Here is a 19,411-nt window from a genome sequence, read left to right as displayed (position 1 = left end):
TAATATTAGGTTTGATTTTTTTACTTTATCTTCTGATTTTTGATCTTGAGGAATTTTTGCAATGTAATTTCCATATGGTATTAATTCATTTAAAGGAATGGATAAATTTTCAGCAACTTCACTAATAGGCTTTAATTTTATAGAACGAGCTATTTCTATATCTGATTTCATAGTTTTATATCTATTTTTGATTATTATTATTATATTTCATATATATAAATCCAAATATAATAAAATTTATCTCATTTAACCTAATAATACTTATAAAGTAATTGATTCTAACAAATAACACAACAATTTCTCTTACTATTTTACATCAATAAAGTTTGGCTTATCGCACCCTATTTTTATAATTTATTACTAGAAAATTGAATTGCATCTGTTATAAAATTAGTCTCAGAAAATTATAATTTTACATTCAATTTAACATTAAAAAATCTTCCTGTTAGTTTGTTAGGTACGGCATAATATGAAGTTGAATTTACATCTCTTATCCATTCATTACTTATGGTATTTCTTACATCAAACACATTAAATATTTCAAACCCTAAAGTTAATTCCTTAAATTTTTCCCAATAGGACCCTAAACGTGCTTTATTCATTTTTTGATCTACAACAACATATGTCAAACCGACATCCGCTCGTTTATAATCCGATAAAGTTGTTTGATACACATATGGATCTGTATAAAGTGGTGCTCCATTGGGAAGGCCTGAAGCATAAACCAAATTTACATTTGCCTTAAAACGAGGATAATTTTTCATATAATCTTGAAAAAATAATCCTACTTTTAATCTTGGATCAGTAGGACGCGGAATATATCCTCTCCCATCTATACTTTCTTTTGTCTTACCATACGAAACTGACAACCACGATTCAGCTCCGGAAACAAATTCTCCATTCAATCGAGCATCTATTCCATAGGCATACCCTTTGGAATTATTTTCTCCGGTGTAAACTACTCGTACATTATCTATAAAATAAGGGATAAGGTCATCTAATTTTTTATAATAAATTTCTGTTGTTAATTTAAACGGATGCTTATTAAGCATTTTAAACTCATAATCATTACCTAAAATAAAATGTATGGAACGTTGTGATTTTATTTTATCATTAAGTGTTCCATCCAGATGCATTATTTCCTTATAAAACGGGGGTTGGTAATAAAATCCGGTTGCAAATCGAAATAACATATCTATTTCCCAATCGGGTTTAATTGCTATTTGTGCTCTCGGACTGATATTGGTTTCTCCGTTAAAATCCCAATGAGTAGCTCGCACTCCTGCATTAATCAATACACGGGTTCTATTCCAAAAAAATTTTGTTATATATTGCAAATACCCATTAATACGATTAGATTTGAGCTTATTATTTGCAGAAACATGATGTAACAACACCAAATCGGATTCATCTAAATTTCCGGGGGGAAAGATAGGCCGGGGTATAGAATACCCAGCTGAATCTATAAGCATCCATTCGTTTTTAATGTTTCTTATATCTTCGCGTTGATATTGAAAACCTGCTTCAAATGCTGAATTAACATTTAATTTATATTTACCTTTTAACTGTGTCCCGATTACAAGCATATCCAAATTATTTCTTCCGTGATTAATTTGTCCCCCAGTATTAAATGAAGGAATCAAATCTCCAGTATCATTATCGGCTTCTCGTAGCATATATCCGGCAGAAATATCAAAATATTCTTGTTCTTTCGAATGAAATCCATATCCATCCCAATTAAATGCTAATCTATTTGAAGGTTTAAATTCCAAAGATAAGGTACCATTTGCCGTTTTATATTTATCTTTTTCTTGCCCATTATAAGCAACATTCAATTTTATTGGCTGATTTAAAGTTCCGAATTCTACTTCTCTTTTTTTAGGTACCATTTCATAATCATTGGATGCGTAATTTCCTAAAAATGAAAGATTCCATTTCGTAGCTAATTTATATTGAAGGAAAGTTTGTATATCAAAATATTCGGGATTAAAATCCGTATCTCCATCGAATGTATTTAGAATAAGATCTGTATTTCGATATCTCGCACCTAAAAGACCAGAAAATTTTTGTTTTTTATCAGCATAGCCAAAAGTAGCTCCTCCTCCTAATAAGCTTGCCTCCAGATCGGTTTCAAACTTTAGCGGTTTTCTATAGAGTATATCTAATACGCTTGACATTTTGTCTCCATATCGAGATTCAAAACCACCCGCAGAAAAATTAATGGAGGAAACCATAGCCGGATTAATAATACTCATACCTTCTTGTTGACCACTACGAACAGTTAGAGGTTTATATACTTCTACTCCGTTTATATATACTAAATTTTCATCGTAGTTACCCCCTCTCACTCTATAAAGTGAGCTAAGCTCACTGGCCGTACTAACAAATACGGTATTTAATATTTCTTCTACCCCTCCGGAAAGAGTCGGTGTGTTTTCAATATTATTAACGGCGATATGATGCATGGATAAATCGGAGGATTTTTTACGAGTTCCTTTAAAAATAATTTCAGGAAGAACCTTTTCTTTCTTTAACTTAAAATCAGCTACAATATCTATATCTTTTATGTCAACATTTATAGAATCTTTAACAAAATTATCATGTTCAACAGTCATTACTACCGTAGTATAAATAGGTAGTTGTAAACTATAATATCCACTCCGATCAGATATAGAATGCTGACCATAGTTTGAATAAACATGCGCTCCCTGTATAGGATTTCTTTGTTCATCTTCCACTTTACCTGAAATTTTTATGGTCTGCCCCCATGCGGTAAAAGAGATCATCCATAAAACTAAAAACGTGAGAAATTTATAATTTTTCAAAGTTGCTCGTATATATACTTTTATTATTTACTTTATCGGTAACTATTACTTCTACTTGATGTTTTCCTACTTCAATTCCTTCTTTTGTTAAATCGGAAATAAAAAGGCTGTTGTCCTTGTATTCGTATTCAGCTAATATCCATTTCCCGTCAATAAAAACATCATAAGTGTTAATACCCGAACCTATATCTTTGATTTTAAAAATTAGCTTATTCCCTATTTTTTCTGTTTTTGAAAGCATAGGACAGTTAATGGTTGGTACTGATTCGTCCAATACTAAATAAAATATTCCAAAATCTTTGGGAGTAGCTTTATATTTACCATTTTCAAAGGACGTATCTAAATATTCTTTCTTTAGCGGACCAAAATTGGATTCTCTAACAATAACATATTTATCCGCTTTTGACTTATCTAAATTACTCCAATCGGGAGTGAGAGTCATATCATATTTTTTATGTATTGGTACTGAAGATCTGTGTACAAGATATTTGTTAACACCTAATTTTTTATAATCAAATATAAAACTTTCATAAAATGAACCTTTCTCAAAATCTAGAGATAGTCCGTCTTGCTTAAAGGTATAAGATTTTTTTAAATTAACAGAGTACTTATCATTTGTAGGCAATGTTTCCTTATCTTTTTCAAAACTTTTTTGAGTTACTCCATTCATGGTGAAATTTCGAGTTGTGATATTTCCAGAAAAATCTCCTACTTCTATTTTAACAGTATAGATTTGTCCCTCTTCTACTTTTACAATCCCTCTATTTACCTCTTGTTCATACATTTGTAATGTATTACCTGGTAATAAATAAGTGCGATATATCCAACTATTTTTCGATAGCAACTCCGTATAATCTACAGAAGCATTAATTAAACGAGTTTCATTAAAATAATGTTTATCTGCCTGAAAAGTTGATAATAAACTTCCATTGACATAAGTTTTTATAAAATAAATACCATTTAAATTATTAGATCCATTTTGTTTGTCATAAGCTTTTACTCCAAATCCTATTTCTCCACTTACAGTATAATTACCTCCTTCTGCAACAATTATTTTATTTGTCTTATTATTTACTTCACCATCGTTAATAGGATAAATCCATATCCCTGATATAATTGGCTTTATGTTATCGCCTATATCAAATCCAAATAAAAAAGGATTTAAAACTTCTTCGGTTTTAGTATCTCTAACTTCAAAATGTAAATGCGGGCCTCCCGACCCTCCCGTATTTCCTGATAGAGCTATTATTTCCCCTTTCTTTACCGGTATTTCTCCCGGTTTAAGGTAAAAATCTACAGCATATTTTTTATCTTTATACTGTTCTTGGCGAGCCCTTTCTTCAATAGTTCCTTTCAGCTCACTTAAATGCCCATACACGGTAGTATATCCGTTGGGATGATCAATATAAACTGCTTTTCCATATCCATAGGCCGAAATATTTATTCTGGAAACATAACCTTCTTGGGCCGCCAACACTGACAGACCTGTCCTTTGCTGGGTTTTGATATCTAAACCGGAATGGAAATGATTTTTCCTTAACTCACCATAATTGGCTGATAAGGAAATAGGTATAGATAATGGAGAGACAAAATCTTTCGGATAATTTTGAGAATTAGAGAAGATCGTGAATACAATGAATACCGTACTTGCTATTTTTTTCATGTAATTTTTTTAAATACACATCTTGATTAGATATAAAATATAGTAAATAAACTAAATCTTCGTCAAAATTAAGAATTTCATTTTTATTTAGATTATTTAACATTTTAATTCAATTAACTTTTTCCTCAACAAACTCCATAATTTTAATTAATCAAAAGAGAAAGAATTAGTTTAAACAAATAATTTGTATACTCTTTGTATACTTTTAAAAATATAGAGTTAACATATATCACTTATTCATTTACAAAAAACATCTTACTTAAATGAACTTCACAATTCAATTCAATTTTTTTTTATTTATATAATATACTTTAAATATCTAATAAATAACAATATAATGTCTTAAAAAAAATCTAATATAAATAAAACGCGAATTATTATACTTAGCAATTGATTTTTTTCATTATTTTACACCATATTTATTATTTAATATTCATAAATCTAGATAAATTACAACTATTATGCTAACTAAAAAAATAACTAGAATAATACCAGCACTGCTTATTTTCTTGCTTGTCAATAGTCTTTCTTCTCAAAAATTAGAAAAAGATACAGTTAATTATATATATGAACCCAATCAAGTTCGTACCAAAGGAGAATATGAAGGGGGAAAGAAGCAATTACTTGAAACTTTATCATCCAATCTGAAATATCCGGATGAAGCTATAAAAAATAATATTCAAGGAAAAGTGATTGTTAAATTTGTTATTGAAAAAGACGGTACAATTAGTAATTTTAAAATCCTAAAAGATATCGGATACGGATGTGGTGAGGAAATTATTCGAATTTTAAATGAAACCCAAACCAAATGGAATTCAGCAAAAATCAATAATAAGAACGTACGATCCTATTATACTTTAAGAGTAAAGTTCAAAATACGTAAAATAAATAAAGATGAATCTAAAGTTGATATTTACTTAATGCCATTCTTATGTATTTTGAAAGTAGTGTTATTTGTTCTTTCGGATGGACGTATTGGCGACTAAGGAAATTACTCAAGTTTTAAAGAAAACCTAAACCAAATGGAATTCAGCCAAAATCAGTAATAAGCGCATGCGATCCTATTATTTTTTACGAGTAAAATTAATACATAAAGATCAATCTAAAAGTTATATTCACTTAGAGCCAATCGTGAATATTTTAGATTTCGTGCTTACTAATATTTTCATATAATTTATCAAATATACACAATACACACCTTGATTAGATATAAAATAAATACAGTAAATAAACTAAATATTCATCAAAATAAAAAATGAAATTTTTAATTTTGATTATTTAACATTATTAATTCATGTTTAATCAATTAAAGAGAAAGAATTAGTTTAAACAAATAATTTGTATACTCTTATTTGTATACTTTTAAAAATATACAGTTAACATATATCACTTATTCATGTAAAAAAGACATCTTAATTAAATTAAACTTTAACGACTCAATTCAATATTTTAAATTTATATGATATACATTAAATATCTAATAAATAATAATATAACATCTAAAAAACAATTTAAGATAAATAAAATGCAAATAATTATCTTTAACAATTGATTTTTTTCATTACTTTACACCATATTTATTATTTAATGTTTCATAAATTTAGATAAATTTCAATTATGCTAAATAAAAAAATAACCAAAATAATACCCATATTGCTTGCTTTCTTGCTTGTTAATAGCCTTTCTTCTCAAAGAGTAGAAAAAGATACAGTTAATAATATATATGAACCCTATCAAGTTCGTACCAAAGGAGAATATGAAGGGGGAAAGAAGCAATTATTTCAAATTTTATCATCCAATCTTGAATATCCGGATCAAGCTTTAAAAAATGATATTCAAGGAAAAGTAATTGTTAAATTTGTTATTGAAAAAAACGGAACAATTAGTAATTTTGAAATCTTAAAAGATGTCGGATACGGATGTGGCGAGGAAATTATACGAGTTTTAAAAAAAACACAAGCTAAATGGAATTCAGCCAAAATCGATAATAAGCGCGTACGATCCTATTATATTTTAAGAGTAAAGTTCAAAATACATAAAGATCATAAACTTTATATTAAAGATGCGAATAACTAAATCAGGATTTCTTATTATTATTTCACTTTTAGTTTTTTTTTCTATTAGCTTTTCCATAGCACAAACCCCTAAAGTTTATGCTGAACAGGTTATCAAAAAATTAACCTCTTCTGAATTTTCAGGTCGCGGCTATGTTGATGACGGAATGAAGAAAGCATCAGAAGAAATTGCTTCACAATTTGAAAAAATCGGAATACTAAAGTTTCAAAATTCTTATTTCCAACCCTTTACCTATCCAATAAATATTATTGAAAAAAGTTCTGTATCCGTAAACGGTAAGGAGTTGAAATTTGGTTCGGATTATTTGGTAGGTGCCGGTTCTCCTTCTCTACAAGGAGATTTCTCGCCTATTACTTTCAATGCTTCCGTCATAGAAAGTCTTTTTGAATCGCAAGATTTTTCCTATTTCAATAAAGAAATGAAAAGAATAGACAAGAATTGTGTGATTTTTCCGAATAAAGTATTTCCTGAAAATATGACCATGCAGGATAAAACGGCAAATGAATTATATCACGATATTCCTCAACTTATTTCCAATGGAGAATTGGATATTTCCGTACCCTTGATTATACAGTTAACATCATCTAAGTTTATACACTCTTTGAGCCCTATTCAGACTAAAACTGTAGATCTATTTATCAACAGTCAGTCAGTTCCGGAAACTATCACTTCAGTATCCTTAGATATTAACACACGTTTTGAGCCAAATTTCGAAGCTAAAAATGTAATAGGATTTATTAAAGGTAAGCGTTCAGACAGTCTTATCGTTTTAACCGCCCATTACGATCATCTTGGCAAAATTAATGATGTTATTTTTCCCGGAGCTAATGATAATGCAAGCGGTATCGCATTATTACTATCTATGGCAAAAGTTTACAAACAAAATACACCTGATTTTGACACAGTTTTTATTGCCTTTGCTGGAGAAGAAGCCGGATTAAAAGGATCTCAGTATTTTGTAGATCATTCGTTGTTTGATTTAAATAAAATAAAATTCCTTCTTAATTTTGATATAGTTGGTACTGGAGAAGAAGGAATACAAGTTGTTAACGGAAAGGAATTTTATAAACAATTTAATAAACTTGAAAATATAAGTTATATGTATAATTATTTAAAGCAGGTCAAAATTAGAGGAAGCGCATGTAATAGCGACCATTGTCCTTTTTATGAAAAAGGGGTTCCTTCTTTTTATATTTATACTTTAGGCGGTAAAAGTGGATATCATGATATATACGATAAAGAAGTATCTTTGTATGCTTTTGACAAATTGATAGCTTTATTAACAAAATTTATAAATGCTCTGTAAAAAAATATGGTATATAAAAAAGGCAGATATGTAATAGATATCTGCCTTTTTTGTTTATAATAATTTTTACAGCCTTACTCAAACCCTATAGCTGTTTCTAGTGCAAGTATCATCATACTATCAAAAGACGTCTGTCTTGCTTCTGCCGATATATTTTCTTGGGTAATAAAGGAATCTGAAATAGTTAATAAACAAGCTGCATTTTTACCTAAAACTTGTGCATTATGAAATAAAGCAAAACTCTCCATTTCAACACAGGCGCATTCATGCTCTTGAACTAATTTTTTATAATCTGTCCCTCCTTCTACATAAAAGACATCACTGGAATGTATGCATCCCTTATGAATTTCAATTTTCAATTCAGCTGCTTTGTCTGAAATATATGAATTTAATTTTTCTGAAGGATATGTTTTATCTTTATCGTACCCTGATTGAACTTTGGCATATGTTGATTCACTATAAGCGCAACTACCTAAGACAATGTCATATATCTTGATATTTTCTACGTAAGAACCTGCAGAACCAATACGAATAATCGTATCTACACCATATTTAGAGTACAATTCGTAAGAATATATACCAATACTTGGCATTCCCATTCCGGAACCCATTATGGATACTTTTTTCCCTTTATACGTTCCTGTGTATCCAAACATATTTCTTACTGAATTAAATTGCTTTGCATTTTCCAGATATTTGTCCGCAATATATTTTGCTCGTAAAGGATCTCCGGGCATCAATACTGTTTTTGCAATTTCTCCTAATTCTGCTTGAATGTGTGCAGTAGCCATATTATTTAATTTTAATTATTTATTATGCGAAATTAAAGATAGTATTCTTATCCTTATTATGTATATGTTTTTTATAAGTCTATAATTTATATACTGAAAAAATATTTACTTAGAATTCTTTAGCTATTTCATCAATGGATTCTAAAATTATATCACACCCTTTTTTTATTTCTTCCGGCGTAATGGTTAAAGGAGGAGAAATTCTTAAAAATTCATTCCTATAGAATTGCCAAAACACAATTAATCCTTTTTTCATACATCTTTCAGCTACTTTCAAGCTAAAATCAGGCGATCGTAGTTGGACCGCTAACATTAGTCCTCTTCCATTAATAGATATAATTTCATTATGGATTAAATGATCTCTATACAATTTTTCTTTGTAATGTACCTGTTCCATCAAATCGGTTGTGAGTAGTTCCTCCATAACCGCACAAGCAGCAGCTGCCGGTATTGGGTTTCCTCCAAAGGTAGTGACATGTCCTAATTTGGGATGATCCGCCAACGTATCCATCATTTCAGCCGAAGCCATAAATGCTCCAATAGGAACTCCTCCAGCCATGCCTTTACCCATTGCCAATATATCGGGAACTATATCATACCATTGAAAAGCAAACAATTTACCAGTTCTTCCAAAACCTGGTTGAATTTCGTCTAAAATCAATAAAGCTCCAACTTCTTCACACCTATCTTTTAATTTTTTTAAGTAATTATTTTCAGGAGTAATAAAACCTGCTGCTCCTTGAATAGTTTCTACTACTACGCCAGCAGTTTTCTCAGTGATTTGACATAAATCTTCTTCTTTATTAAAATTTATAAATTTAATTTGAGGTAATAAGGGCTCAAATGGTTTTTTATTCGTATCTCTGCCTGCTAAACTTAGAGAACCTTGAGAGTTTCCATGATAAGCATCTACAAAGGATATGATCTCCTGTCTACCTGTATATCTTTTTGCTAATTTCATAGAAGCTTCTATAGCTTCAGTACCTGAATTTACCAGATAAGTCGTATGTAGAGGATACGGAACATTTTCCGATAACATCTTACATATTTGTACCGGCTTTTCTAGGGCATATTCCCCATATACCATAACATGAAGATACTTATCCGCTTGATCTTTTATTGCCTGTATCACCTTAGGATGCGAGTGTCCCAAAGTATTTGCAGAAACTCCGGCGACAAAATCCAAATAAGCTCTACCATCTTTCCCATATATATAATTACCAACTGCCTTATCCACCTCAAAACCTGAAGCATAAAGAGTTGTTTTTGCCTGATAGTTAAAAAAATCTTCTTTTAATTTACCCATTGCTTATTGACTTTTGCTTGCAAAAATACGGAATATATTGCAGCATAAGTGAAGTGAATTTCTAATTAAATTTTCTAAACGTTTCATATTTATTACCTTGAAGTATATGAAGGATAAAAATTTAAAGTAATTTTAAATATCTCTGTGCATATTCTTATTTTTATCTAAATTAAATTCAATTATCAATAAGCATTTATACTTAGAAATAAAATATGATTACGAATTATAATTACCGTTAAAAGCTTTTTATTCTCCGTAAATATTATGTTGTCCACCCTTTTAATAAATTAGTTTTTATTATTTTTGTAAAGAATTTATTGATATTATGAACTATGATATAAAAGTGGGTATTGATGCATTCTCTTTTGATATCCCAAAAATATATTTACCAATAAAAGATTTAGCTATTGCTAGGGATATAGAGCCGGCCAAACTCGAAAAGGGATTAGGATTATTAAAAATGTCTCTTCCGGATGTGCATCAAGACGTTATAGTTTTTGCAGCAAATGCGCTAAAAAAACTATTGAAACAAGAAAAGTTGCAACCGGAAGAAATTAGTCGTATTTATGTAGGAACAGAAAGCGGTATAGATTCCTCCAAGCCCATTGGATCTTTTTTAATATCATTAATGGAAGATATTTATGGTAATGGTTCTTTCGAGCATTGTGATGCAGTCGACCTTACTTTTGCCTGCATTGGCGGTGTGGATGCCTTTCATAATTCATTAGACTATATTCGATTAAATCCTGACAAAAAAGCAATTGTCATTTGCACTGATTATGCAAAATATGATCTTAATTCTACAGGTGAATATACTCAAGGAGCAGGTGCTGTAGCTTTATTATTATCTGCAAATCCAAGAATAATTTCATTTGGCAATCAAGTAGGAATTAGCACTAAGGGGGTTTTTGATTTTTTCAAACCCAAAAGAATCATATCTAAAAAAGAAGTAACCCAAAATGATACTAATTCAGAATGGTTTGGAATACAAGAGGAAGAAATCAATCTTTTCAAAGAACAACCCATATTTGATGGTCAATATTCCAATATGTGCTATCAGAATAGGCTAAAAGGTGCATATTTCCATCTGAAAAAATTATTAGGCATAGATATTACTCTTTATAATCAGTGGAAAAGTATTATTGTACATTCACCTTATTCCTTTCAAGGAAGAAGAATGTTCTCAGAAATATATGCTTTAGATTCTAAACTAAAAGAATCTTTACCTACCCAGGAAAAGGAATATACTGATCGTATTAAAGAAATAGGGAAAACTGTAGAATACAAAACATTTGCAAATGAGAAATTTGGTCCTGCTGAAATAGCTTCTTCTAATATAGGAAACATGTACACTGGATCGATTTTTATGGGCTTATTATCCACTTTATATTATCATTTTAAAAATAACTCAGAGATAACTGGAGAAAAATTTGGTTTCTTAGCTTATGGAAGCGGTTCTAAATCTAAAACTTTTGAAGGCCTTGTCGAAAAAGATTGGAAAATTCAAACTGAAAAGCTAGGTTTATTTGAATATTTAGCTTCTACTCATTCTATTAATATGGAAACCTATCATTCTTTGTATAAGAAAGAATTGAAAAAATCTATACTCCCTCCTAAAAATGAGTATATTTTAGACAGAATTGAAAATGATAATCCTGAGTTACTGGGAGCGAGATATTACAAATTTATAAATTAAAAGAAATTCAAATAATTTTATATAAAAAAAGCCTGAGATAATTCTCAGGCTTTTAACTTGTATATTTATTTTTATTTAAAAAAACCTAAAACATTTTCAGTTATATATTTGAGTTGATCATCTTCTAATTCCGTATGCATAGGTAAAGAAATCACCTCATTAATTAGTCTATCAGTATTAGAAAAATCCTCATCTTTATATTTACCTGTGTCATAAGCTTTTTGTTTTCTTAAAGGAACCGGATAATAAATCATGGCTGGGATTTCTCGCTCTGAAAGATATTGTTGTAAAGCATTTCTATCAGAATTTATTACCTTCAACGTATATTGATGAAATACATGAGTGGAATATTTTTCTATTCTTAAAGGAATAATTAAATTAGGGTGATTGGAAAAAGCTTTATCATAAAAATCAGCGGCCCTTCTTCTTTTTTCATTATACGAATCTAATAAGGGTAATTTCGCATCCAATACGACTGCTTGTAAGCTGTCTAAGCGTGAATTTACCCCTACTTCATCATGGTAATATCTTTTATACATTCCATGGTTTACAATTCCTCTTATTCTATAAGCTAACTCATCATTTTCAGTAAATATGGCTCCCCCATCTCCATAACAACCTAAATTTTTTGAAGGAAAAAAGGAAGTTGTACCTATTGTACCTATTGTACCGGATTTCTTACGAGTTCCATCTTTAAAAATATATTCAGAACCTATGGCCTGAGCATTATCCTCTATGACATATAAATTATGCTCTTTAGCAATATTCATAATCTCTTCCATATTTGCACATTGTCCAAACAAATGTACGGGAATAATAGCCTTAGTTTTTGGTGTAATAGCTTTTCTTATGGCTTCTGGACTTATCGTAAACGTTTCATAGTCTACATCTACTAATACGGAATTCAGTTTTAGTAAACTAATTACTTCTACAGTAGCTGCAAAAGTAAAATCAGTTGTAATTACCTCATCACCGGGTTTTAAATCCAAAGCCATTAGTGCTATCTGAAGGGCTTCTGTACCGTTAGCACATGGAATAACATGCTTAACATCCAAATATTTTTCTAAATTTTGAGAAAATGCTTTTACTTGGGGACCGTTTATAAAAGCTGCCGTATTTAATACCTCTTCAAATCCTTTATCTATAGCCGGTTTTATATGCTTATACTGGTTGATTAAATCTACCATTTGTATTTTCTTCATAAGTAAATAATTTTAAGCACAAATTTAATAAATCAAATTGTAACCTAACTTTTATAAAAAGAAAAACTCTTATTTAAATTAAATAAGAGTTCATTACTTTCAAAATGGTGCTTTTTTAATAAATTATTTTATTTATTTTTCTGTTGCTGAATTTGATTTTTCAATTGTTCTATTTGTTCCGGTGATAATTGTTCCATACCTGCTTGATCTTTTAATTCTTTTGGCATAGGTTTAAAGTCAACTAATTCAACCTCAAAAATCAAAGCCATATTTGGCCCTGCCGGTCCGTTATCTCCATAGGCTAAATCTGATGGTACATATAAAGTGTATTTTGCTCCTTTAGACATCAATTTAACACCTTCTCTCCATCCAGGTACTACTCTTGATAATGGTATATCTGCTGGTTTACCGTCAGTTTGTTTTTTAGAATCTTCAATAATAGAGCCATCTATACCTTTTAATATATAGTTTACAGATACTATATCTTCATCAGAAGGTTTATCTCCTTTTCCTTCTTTTTCTACTTTATATTGTAAACCTGAAGCTGTTGTTTTAACCCCGTCTTTCTTTTTATTTTCTTCTAAGAATTTTTTACTTTCTTCGGAATTTCTTTTAGATACTTTTTCAAGATGTTTAGGAATATAATCTTTCATAAAAAACTGTATAGAATCTTCTGAAAATAATAATTCTTTATTCCCAAATTTATCTTCCATAGCTTGCTTTATAATATTCACATTTAAATCTTTATCGAATCCTTGAATTTTAAAGTTATGAGCTAAATCCAAGCCAATTGCATATGCAGCTTTTTCATCATCTGAATTTAATTTCGTAACTTTTTGTTCTTCCTTATTACATGCAACAAGGCTAAGACCAACTAATGTCAATAAAAATGTTTTTTTTATCATTTTGTTAAATAGTTATTATAAAATTATTTTCTAATTTGAATTATCTTCTTCCGTAGTTTCAGGTTGTTTGTTAAAATCAACTAACTCTATATCAAATATCAATACTGAGTTTGGGCCTATCTCTATACCTGCTCCATTTTGTCCATAAGCAAGTTCAGAAGGTATATAAAATCTGTATTTTGAACCTTTAGTCATTAATGCAACTCCTTCAGTCCATCCTTTAATTACTCTATTTAGCTGAAATTCTATAGGTTGTCCAGAATTATTTTGGTCTGTTGAGTCAAATATTTTTCCGTCTAATAGTTTTCCTGTATATTTAACTTTTACCATATCTTCAGGCTTTGGTTTTTCAACGGACTTACCTTTTGATAAAATTTCATATTGTAATCCTGAAGCAGTGGTAATTACACCTTTTTTCTTTTTATTTTTTTCTAAAAATGCTAATCCTTCTGTTTTATTTACTTCGCCTTGTTCTTGTCTTTTCTTTTCGAACTCAAGTCTTTTCTTAGCAAAATATTTTTGCATAAAGGAATTTAAAGAATCCATTGGCATTAAAGAAGGCTTACCGGCTATTTCATCTTTCATTGCCTTAGTGAATACGTCTATATCTACATCATTTAACATATCCTGTTGCTTTAAACTCTGAGCAATATTTATTGCAATAGAATACGAAAATTTATCTTTATCTGTTTTAAGTTCTATTTTGTCCTGTGCAGAGAGTGACCATGAGGATGCTATAAATAAAACTGCAATGAGGGTGTTTTTTTTCATTCGTTTATTTTTAATATTATATAATACTTAACAATCTAATTTTTATACTGAAAATGATTGTAATTTATTCCTTTTTTCCAATATAATAAGAACAATGCAAATATCCGATATTTTATCGAAACACGAATATAAATTTTAGTTAATATTATACAATAAAGGAATTAATTTTATTTCAGTAATAATGAATTTATAAGTTATTATTTTTCAACATATTTTTTTAGAAATTTTTTCCAATATGCGAGATAAATGTATAAAATTTGATCTTGATATAAGTACTTTTAAAATAAAATAAATCTAAAATTAATTGTACAATTTTTATTTTTATTAATTAGGTCATTCTTAAGTTAAAATTTATTTATTCTAATGCTTATTTCATGACTTTCTAAAAAAATTCTTATCAATTTTAAGTATCGAAATCTAAACGGAAATCATTTTTTAATCTCTCCAATAACGGATTAATTTTAACCATTTTATTATATTTATCTTTATCTGTCAAAAGTATAGTTCTTTGAGTTTCTTTAATTTTGTATTTAAAATTTATAGAATAATTATTAACTTCTTTTTTCAGCTTCTGAAATATATCTTCTCTCAAATTTTCAAATTCATCATAAGCCGAATTGGAAGGGAATTCAAAGAAAACTATATGGTCAGGTTTTACGGTACATTGGGTTGTATTTAATATACTATAAACGACTGGTTGATTTTTTAATGTTTCCAAATATTTATTCCAAAAAATCTTAACTTGATCTATAGGAAAATCGTCCTTATCTTTTTCAGAAGAATCTAAACTACTCACCTCATCTTCTTTCTGCAAAGCTGAATGCAAAGAACCTTTTATGGAAAGAAAAGATGTATTCTTAGTAGGATTTCCTAATGGTGTATTACTTTTAACATTTTGTTTTACAGGAATAGTTTTAACAACTGGTTCTTTCGTTTTTTCTAAAACTTTTTGGGGACTAGCATCTACTAAAGGTTTTTCCGGTAATTTAATTTCTTGCTTAGCTAAAACAAAATTAGGGGGTGGTATTATTCTAAATTTTTTTTTTTAACATTACCTCCTCCTGCAGTTAACGAAGCTAATTGCATGAGAGCTATCTCTATGGAGAGTTTGGGGCTTTTACTATTTCTAAAGTTTATATCTGCTTGATGGCATATTTCAATCGCATCTATTAAAAATTTCGGAGTACACTTTTGCGCCTGTTGAAAGTATTTTTGTTTTGTATTTTCGCCCACCTCTAATAATGCAATAGTTTGTGGGTTTTGTGCTACCATTAAATCTCTGAAATGACTTCCCAAACCTGAAATAAATATTTGTGGGTCGAAACCTTTTTTTATGATACCATTGAATGACAGTAATAAACCCGGAATATCATTTGTTAAGGATAAGTCTGTAATTTTAAAATAATATTCGTAGTCGAGAATACTAAGATTTTCTGTAACCGCTGCGACAGTTAAATTTTTTTGTGTAAATGTGACCAGCCTGTCAAACATGGAAAGGGCATCTCGTAAACCTCCATCGGCTTTTTGAGCGATGATATAAATCGCATCGTCTTCGTATTGAATACCTTCTTGTTCTGCTATTTTTTTTAAATGATTTTTTATATCATCAGTTTCTATTCTTTTGAAATCATAAATTTGACATCTGGAAAGAATAGTTGGAATAATTTTTTGCTTCTCAGTAGTAGCCAAAATAAAAATAGCATGTGCGGGAGGTTCTTCCAAGGTTTTTAGAAAAGCATTGAAAGCAGCGTTAGACAACATATGCACTTCATCTATAATATAGACTTTGTATTTCCCTACTTGAGGAGCATAGCGTACCTGCTCTATCAAATTACGTATATCATCAACAGAATTATTAGAGGCTGCGTCCAATTCAAAGATATTGAAAGCAAAATCATTCTCATCGGTTTCTCCGTATTTTTCATTAATTTTCCTTGCTAAAATACGCGCACAAGTAGTTTTACCCACACCTCTGGGCCCACAAAAAAGTAATGCCTGAGCTAACTGATTGTTAGTTATGGCATGTTCCAACGTATTTGTTATGTGACTTTGCCCAACAACCGCATCAAATTCTAAAGGTCTATATTTTCGAGCTGAAACTACAAAGTTTTCCATGAGTTTACAAAGTTACTTATTTTTTCTTCTTCTCCTCGTTAATTTCTTATGTAATCTTTGAACATTCTACACACAATCCGTGAACAATTATATCCAATTTTTCAGCAATAAATCCTGAGGGTATATTTACATAAGGAGTTTTTACCGAATGCATACAAAATATTTTTTTACAATTCTTACAGCAAAAATGTATATGACTATCAGCATGATGCTCTTCTGAACAATCATCCGTACATAAGGCATATACTGTAATGTTCCCTTCATTGATGCTATGCAATAATCCTTTTTTTTCAAAAGTTTTTAAGGTTCTGAACAAGGTGGTTCGATCCGAATAATCAAAATCCGACTCTAAATCCGATAAAGATATAGCTGTATTTTGTTTGAGAAAATATTCTAAAACTAACAAACGCATCGCTGTCGGGTTGATATCTTTGTTCCGTAATATATTTTCTAACTCTTGATTCATATTACATTCTTTCCGGGGCCCCTATGCCCAACAATTGCAACCCATCTTTAATCACATTCCCTGTCCATTGCGTTATAGCTAATCGTATTTGTTGCTCTTCCTCTATATCTGCATCCAAAATGCGATTATTTTGATAAAAAGAATTATATTCTTTTGAAACCTCATATATATAGTTTGCTATTAAAGCCGGATTTAAGTCTTTAGCAGATTTTTCAATTATATCTTCATAGGTAGATAATAAAATAATTAATTTTAGCTCTGCTTCATTTAAATTTTTATGCTTAATTTCAATAGGTTCATGTGAAGCTTTTCTTAATACGGAACAGGTTCTGGCATAGGTGTATTGAATAAAAGGACCTGTATTTCCATTAAATTCAATACTTTCATTCGGATCAAATAAAATTCGTTTCTTGGGATCGACTTTTAGTATAAAATATTTCAAAGCTCCTAACCCTATAAGTTCATTTACCTGTTGTTTTTCAATCTCTGTATAACCCTCTAGTTTTCCTAATTCCGTTGTTTTCTTCACCGCTTCCTGATGCATCTCTTCCATCAGTTCATCGGCATCTACCACCGTACCTTCTCTAGATTTCATCTTACCACTAGGTAGATCTACCATTCCGTAGGAAAGATGGTATAATTTATCAGCCCAACTATATCCTAATTTTTTCAAGATAAGAAATAATACCTGAAAGTGGTAATCTTGTTCATTCCCTACTGTATATATTAGTTCATTGAGGCTATATTTGTTAAATCTTTCTACTGCTGTACCTAAATCTTGTGTTATATATACAGATGTACCATCTCCGCGTAATAGCAATTTTTGGTCTAACCCTTCATCTGTTAAATCAGCCCATACAGATCCGTCCTCTTTCTTAAATAATACTCCTTTTTTTAATCCTTCTTCGATGACATCTTTTCCAAGTAAATAGGTGTTACTTTCATATTGTACCAAATCGAAATCTACGCCCAATCTTTGATAAGTTTTATTGAAACCGGCGTATACCCAACTATTCATTTTTTCCCACAATGTTCTAATCTCTGGGTCTCCTGCTTCCCATTTCTTTAGCATTTCTTGAGCTTCCAAGAGTATAGGAGCTTTCTTTTTAGCTTCCTCTGCATCTACACCGGTAGATACTAAATGGGTTATTTCTTGTTTATATTTTTGATCGAATATTACGTAATATTTCCCAACAAGATGATCTCCTTTAATTCCTGTTGATTCGGGAGTTTCACCATTACCGTATTTTTCCCAGGCAAGCATGGATTTACAGATGTGAATTCCTCTGTCGTTTATGATTTGCCCTTTTATTACTTCATTCCCTGCAGCTTTAAGAATATTGCTGATTGAAAATCCAAGCAAATTGTTCCTAATATGGCCTAAATGAATTGGCTTATTGGTATTGGGAGAAGAATACTCTACCATTATTTTTTTTGGATTCTTTTCTGTAAGCGTAAAATCTTCTGTCTTAAACTTTTCTTTTAATAATCGAGTAAATATGGTAGGATTTAGTGTTAGGTTGAGAAATCCTTTAACTACATTAAAAGATACAAAATCTTCTTCATCTGTTAAATACGTTCCAATTTTGTTAGCTACTTCCTCCGGTTTTTGTTTCACTAACTTAACCAAAGGAAAAACTACCAAGGTATAATCTCCTTCAAATTCTTCTTTAGTTATTTGTATTTCAACATCTTCAACTTGTATTTGAAACAGACTCTCAATTGCTTTTATGCATTGTTCTTTTATATAAGATTTTAGGTTCATTATTTTAAATTAGCATTGAATTCACAAATTTAGGGATTTCCCTTAAAAATGTAACTTTTTATCAGACAACAATTAAAAATGAATTCGTAAGCCTCTATTTGATTATACTAACAAAGTATGGATAAAAGCATTCTTACAGCAACTTTTTGATTGTTCTCGATAAAAAATTATAGAAAACTAAATGTTGGCTGCAATTACAGGATTGCCTGCTCCCATGCTTTTTTGCATTTTTTCCATCGCTGTTATTAAATCTCCGATCATGTGTCCTTCTTTAAAACCGCAATCTTGTGGTACTACTATTCGTTGTACTCCCTTTTGATTAGGCATACCTCCACTTAGTATGCCCCATGTGCCACCAATAGTTAAAGCGCCTGCTCCTATCGTTCCTATGCTTCCTCCTATTCTACTTCCGATAGGGCCCAGAACAGAACCTCCAATACCTCCTAATACAGGTAATGATGGAGATAACAATACGGCACCGGGCAAAACTATTTCTCTATTATCCTGTACTGCATTTAATGGAT

18 protein-coding genes are annotated in these 19,411 nt (G+C 30.1%); 5 read left to right on the top strand and 13 right to left on the bottom strand.

Features of this window, described 5'->3' with window-relative positions:
* The 3 genes from M3Z80_RS09805 to M3Z80_RS04995 form a co-directional block, all read right to left on the bottom strand.
* Positions 1-171, bottom strand: a 171-nt coding sequence (locus M3Z80_RS09805; RefSeq protein ID WP_366519856.1) for a formate--tetrahydrofolate ligase, incomplete at its 3' end; no start/stop codon positions are given.
* A gap of 233 nt (positions 172-404) precedes the next feature.
* A complete protein-coding gene (locus M3Z80_RS05000) occupies positions 405-2,615 on the bottom strand; it encodes a TonB-dependent receptor plug domain-containing protein (protein WP_459251440.1) in 2,211 nt (736 codons plus the stop codon).
* A 196-nt stretch (positions 2,616-2,811) separates the two neighbouring features.
* On the bottom strand, positions 2,812-4,488 hold the full coding sequence (locus tag M3Z80_RS04995) for a M23 family metallopeptidase (protein WP_293918146.1): 1,677 nt from the start codon (positions 4,486-4,488) through the stop codon (positions 2,812-2,814).
* Positions 4,489-4,949: 461 nt separating this feature from the next.
* Between M3Z80_RS04995 and M3Z80_RS04990 the strand changes: the two genes are divergently transcribed.
* The 3 genes from M3Z80_RS04990 (at position 4,950) to M3Z80_RS04980 (ending at position 7,870) form a co-directional block, all read left to right on the top strand.
* A complete protein-coding gene (locus tag M3Z80_RS04990) occupies positions 4,950-5,474 on the top strand; it encodes an energy transducer TonB (RefSeq protein WP_293918144.1) in 525 nt (174 codons plus the stop codon).
* 631 nt (positions 5,475-6,105) lie between these two features.
* Positions 6,106-6,564: an energy transducer TonB gene (locus tag M3Z80_RS04985; protein WP_293918142.1), complete on the top strand. Its 459-nt coding sequence runs from the start codon at positions 6,106-6,108 to the stop codon at positions 6,562-6,564.
* The gene (locus tag M3Z80_RS04980; protein ID WP_293918140.1) at positions 6,551-7,870 is read left to right on the top strand and encodes a M28 family metallopeptidase; all 1,320 of its coding nucleotides are present in this window, start codon (positions 6,551-6,553) and stop codon (positions 7,868-7,870) included. Before M3Z80_RS04985 ends, M3Z80_RS04980 begins: the two co-directional genes overlap by 14 nt.
* A gap of 74 nt (positions 7,871-7,944) precedes the next feature.
* On the opposite strand, the gene deoD is transcribed toward M3Z80_RS04980, so the two are convergent.
* Both deoD and M3Z80_RS04970 read right to left on the bottom strand, forming a co-directional pair.
* Positions 7,945-8,661: a purine-nucleoside phosphorylase gene (gene deoD / locus M3Z80_RS04975; protein ID WP_293918138.1), complete on the bottom strand. Its 717-nt coding sequence runs from the start codon at positions 8,659-8,661 to the stop codon at positions 7,945-7,947.
* Between the two features lie 109 nt (positions 8,662-8,770).
* Entirely contained in the window at positions 8,771-9,967 is a 1,197-nt protein-coding gene (locus tag M3Z80_RS04970) for an aspartate aminotransferase family protein (protein WP_293918136.1), read from the bottom strand.
* A 337-nt stretch (positions 9,968-10,304) separates the two neighbouring features.
* Between M3Z80_RS04970 and M3Z80_RS04965 the strand changes: the two genes are divergently transcribed.
* Entirely contained in the window at positions 10,305-11,663 is a 1,359-nt protein-coding gene (locus M3Z80_RS04965; protein WP_293918150.1) for a hydroxymethylglutaryl-CoA synthase family protein, read from the top strand.
* Between the two features lie 71 nt (positions 11,664-11,734).
* Here the strand turns inward: M3Z80_RS04965 and M3Z80_RS04960 are convergent, their stop codons facing one another.
* The 4 genes from M3Z80_RS04960 to M3Z80_RS04945 all read right to left on the bottom strand — a co-directional run bounded on the left by M3Z80_RS04960 (position 11,735) and on the right by M3Z80_RS04945 (position 15,367).
* On the bottom strand, positions 11,735-12,865 hold the full coding sequence (locus tag M3Z80_RS04960; protein ID WP_293918134.1) for a DegT/DnrJ/EryC1/StrS family aminotransferase: 1,131 nt from the start codon (positions 12,863-12,865) through the stop codon (positions 11,735-11,737).
* 128 nt (positions 12,866-12,993) lie between these two features.
* On the bottom strand, positions 12,994-13,770 hold the full coding sequence (locus M3Z80_RS04955; protein ID WP_293918132.1) for an FKBP-type peptidyl-prolyl cis-trans isomerase N-terminal domain-containing protein: 777 nt from the start codon (positions 13,768-13,770) through the stop codon (positions 12,994-12,996).
* A 30-nt stretch (positions 13,771-13,800) separates the two neighbouring features.
* The gene (locus tag M3Z80_RS04950) at positions 13,801-14,541 is read right to left on the bottom strand and encodes an FKBP-type peptidyl-prolyl cis-trans isomerase (RefSeq protein WP_293918130.1); all 741 of its coding nucleotides are present in this window, start codon (positions 14,539-14,541) and stop codon (positions 13,801-13,803) included.
* 403 nt (positions 14,542-14,944) lie between these two features.
* Entirely contained in the window at positions 14,945-15,367 is a 423-nt protein-coding gene (locus M3Z80_RS04945; RefSeq protein WP_293918128.1) for a hypothetical protein, read from the bottom strand.
* 10 nt (positions 15,368-15,377) lie between these two features.
* Here M3Z80_RS04945 and M3Z80_RS04940 point away from each other — a divergent pair, with 10 nt between their 5' ends.
* On the top strand, positions 15,378-15,590 hold the full coding sequence (locus M3Z80_RS04940) for a hypothetical protein (RefSeq protein ID WP_293918127.1): 213 nt from the start codon (positions 15,378-15,380) through the stop codon (positions 15,588-15,590).
* On the opposite strand, the gene dnaX is transcribed toward M3Z80_RS04940, so the two are convergent.
* From dnaX to M3Z80_RS04920, 4 genes are all read right to left on the bottom strand, one after another.
* Entirely contained in the window at positions 15,568-16,656 is a 1,089-nt protein-coding gene (gene dnaX, locus M3Z80_RS04935; protein WP_293918126.1) for a DNA polymerase III subunit gamma/tau, read from the bottom strand. The genes M3Z80_RS04940 and dnaX overlap by 23 nt on opposite strands.
* Positions 16,657-16,702: 46 nt before the next feature.
* Positions 16,703-17,122 (bottom strand): Fur family transcriptional regulator, encoded by a 420-nt coding sequence (locus M3Z80_RS04930; protein WP_293918125.1) that lies wholly within the window; start codon positions 17,120-17,122, stop codon positions 16,703-16,705.
* A 1-nt stretch (position 17,123) separates the two neighbouring features.
* The gene (gene argS / locus M3Z80_RS04925; RefSeq protein WP_293918123.1) at positions 17,124-18,887 is read right to left on the bottom strand and encodes an arginine--tRNA ligase; all 1,764 of its coding nucleotides are present in this window, start codon (positions 18,885-18,887) and stop codon (positions 17,124-17,126) included.
* Positions 18,888-19,064: 177 nt separating this feature from the next.
* The coding region (locus tag M3Z80_RS04920) for a hypothetical protein (RefSeq protein ID WP_293918121.1) at positions 19,065-19,411 on the bottom strand (347 nt) is incomplete at its 5' end.

This window comes from Apibacter sp. (assembly GCF_025291155.1).
Classification (GTDB): Bacteria; Bacteroidota; Bacteroidia; order Flavobacteriales; family Weeksellaceae; genus Apibacter.
Note: the sequence above shows the minus strand (reverse complement) of the source record. Positions and strands in the feature narration are given on the sequence as shown.

Excerpts from the sequence above, each read along its gene's own strand:
- M3Z80_RS05000 (WP_459251440.1), bottom strand. The coding sequence starts at position 2,615 with ATGACTGTTGAACATGATAATTTTGTTAAAGATTCTATAAATGTTGAC.
- M3Z80_RS04995 (WP_293918146.1), bottom strand. The coding sequence starts at position 4,488 with ATGAAAAAAATAGCAAGTACGGTATTCATTGTATTCACGATCTTCTCT.
- M3Z80_RS04990 (WP_293918144.1), top strand. The coding sequence starts at position 4,950 with ATGCTAACTAAAAAAATAACTAGAATAATACCAGCACTGCTTATTTTC.
- M3Z80_RS04985 (WP_293918142.1), top strand. The coding sequence starts at position 6,106 with ATGCTAAATAAAAAAATAACCAAAATAATACCCATATTGCTTGCTTTC.
- M3Z80_RS04980 (WP_293918140.1), top strand. The coding sequence starts at position 6,551 with ATGCGAATAACTAAATCAGGATTTCTTATTATTATTTCACTTTTAGTT.
- deoD (WP_293918138.1), bottom strand. The coding sequence starts at position 8,661 with ATGGCTACTGCACACATTCAAGCAGAATTAGGAGAAATTGCAAAAACA.
- M3Z80_RS04970 (WP_293918136.1), bottom strand. The coding sequence starts at position 9,967 with ATGGGTAAATTAAAAGAAGATTTTTTTAACTATCAGGCAAAAACAACT.
- M3Z80_RS04960 (WP_293918134.1), bottom strand. The coding sequence starts at position 12,865 with ATGAAGAAAATACAAATGGTAGATTTAATCAACCAGTATAAGCATATA.
- M3Z80_RS04955 (WP_293918132.1), bottom strand. The coding sequence starts at position 13,770 with ATGATAAAAAAAACATTTTTATTGACATTAGTTGGTCTTAGCCTTGTT.
- M3Z80_RS04950 (WP_293918130.1), bottom strand. The coding sequence starts at position 14,541 with ATGAAAAAAAACACCCTCATTGCAGTTTTATTTATAGCATCCTCATGG.
- M3Z80_RS04940 (WP_293918127.1), top strand. The coding sequence starts at position 15,378 with ATGGAAAGAAAAGATGTATTCTTAGTAGGATTTCCTAATGGTGTATTA.
- dnaX (WP_293918126.1), bottom strand. The coding sequence starts at position 16,656 with ATGGAAAACTTTGTAGTTTCAGCTCGAAAATATAGACCTTTAGAATTT.
- M3Z80_RS04930 (WP_293918125.1), bottom strand. The coding sequence starts at position 17,122 with ATGAATCAAGAGTTAGAAAATATATTACGGAACAAAGATATCAACCCG.
- argS (WP_293918123.1), bottom strand. The coding sequence starts at position 18,887 with ATGAACCTAAAATCTTATATAAAAGAACAATGCATAAAAGCAATTGAG.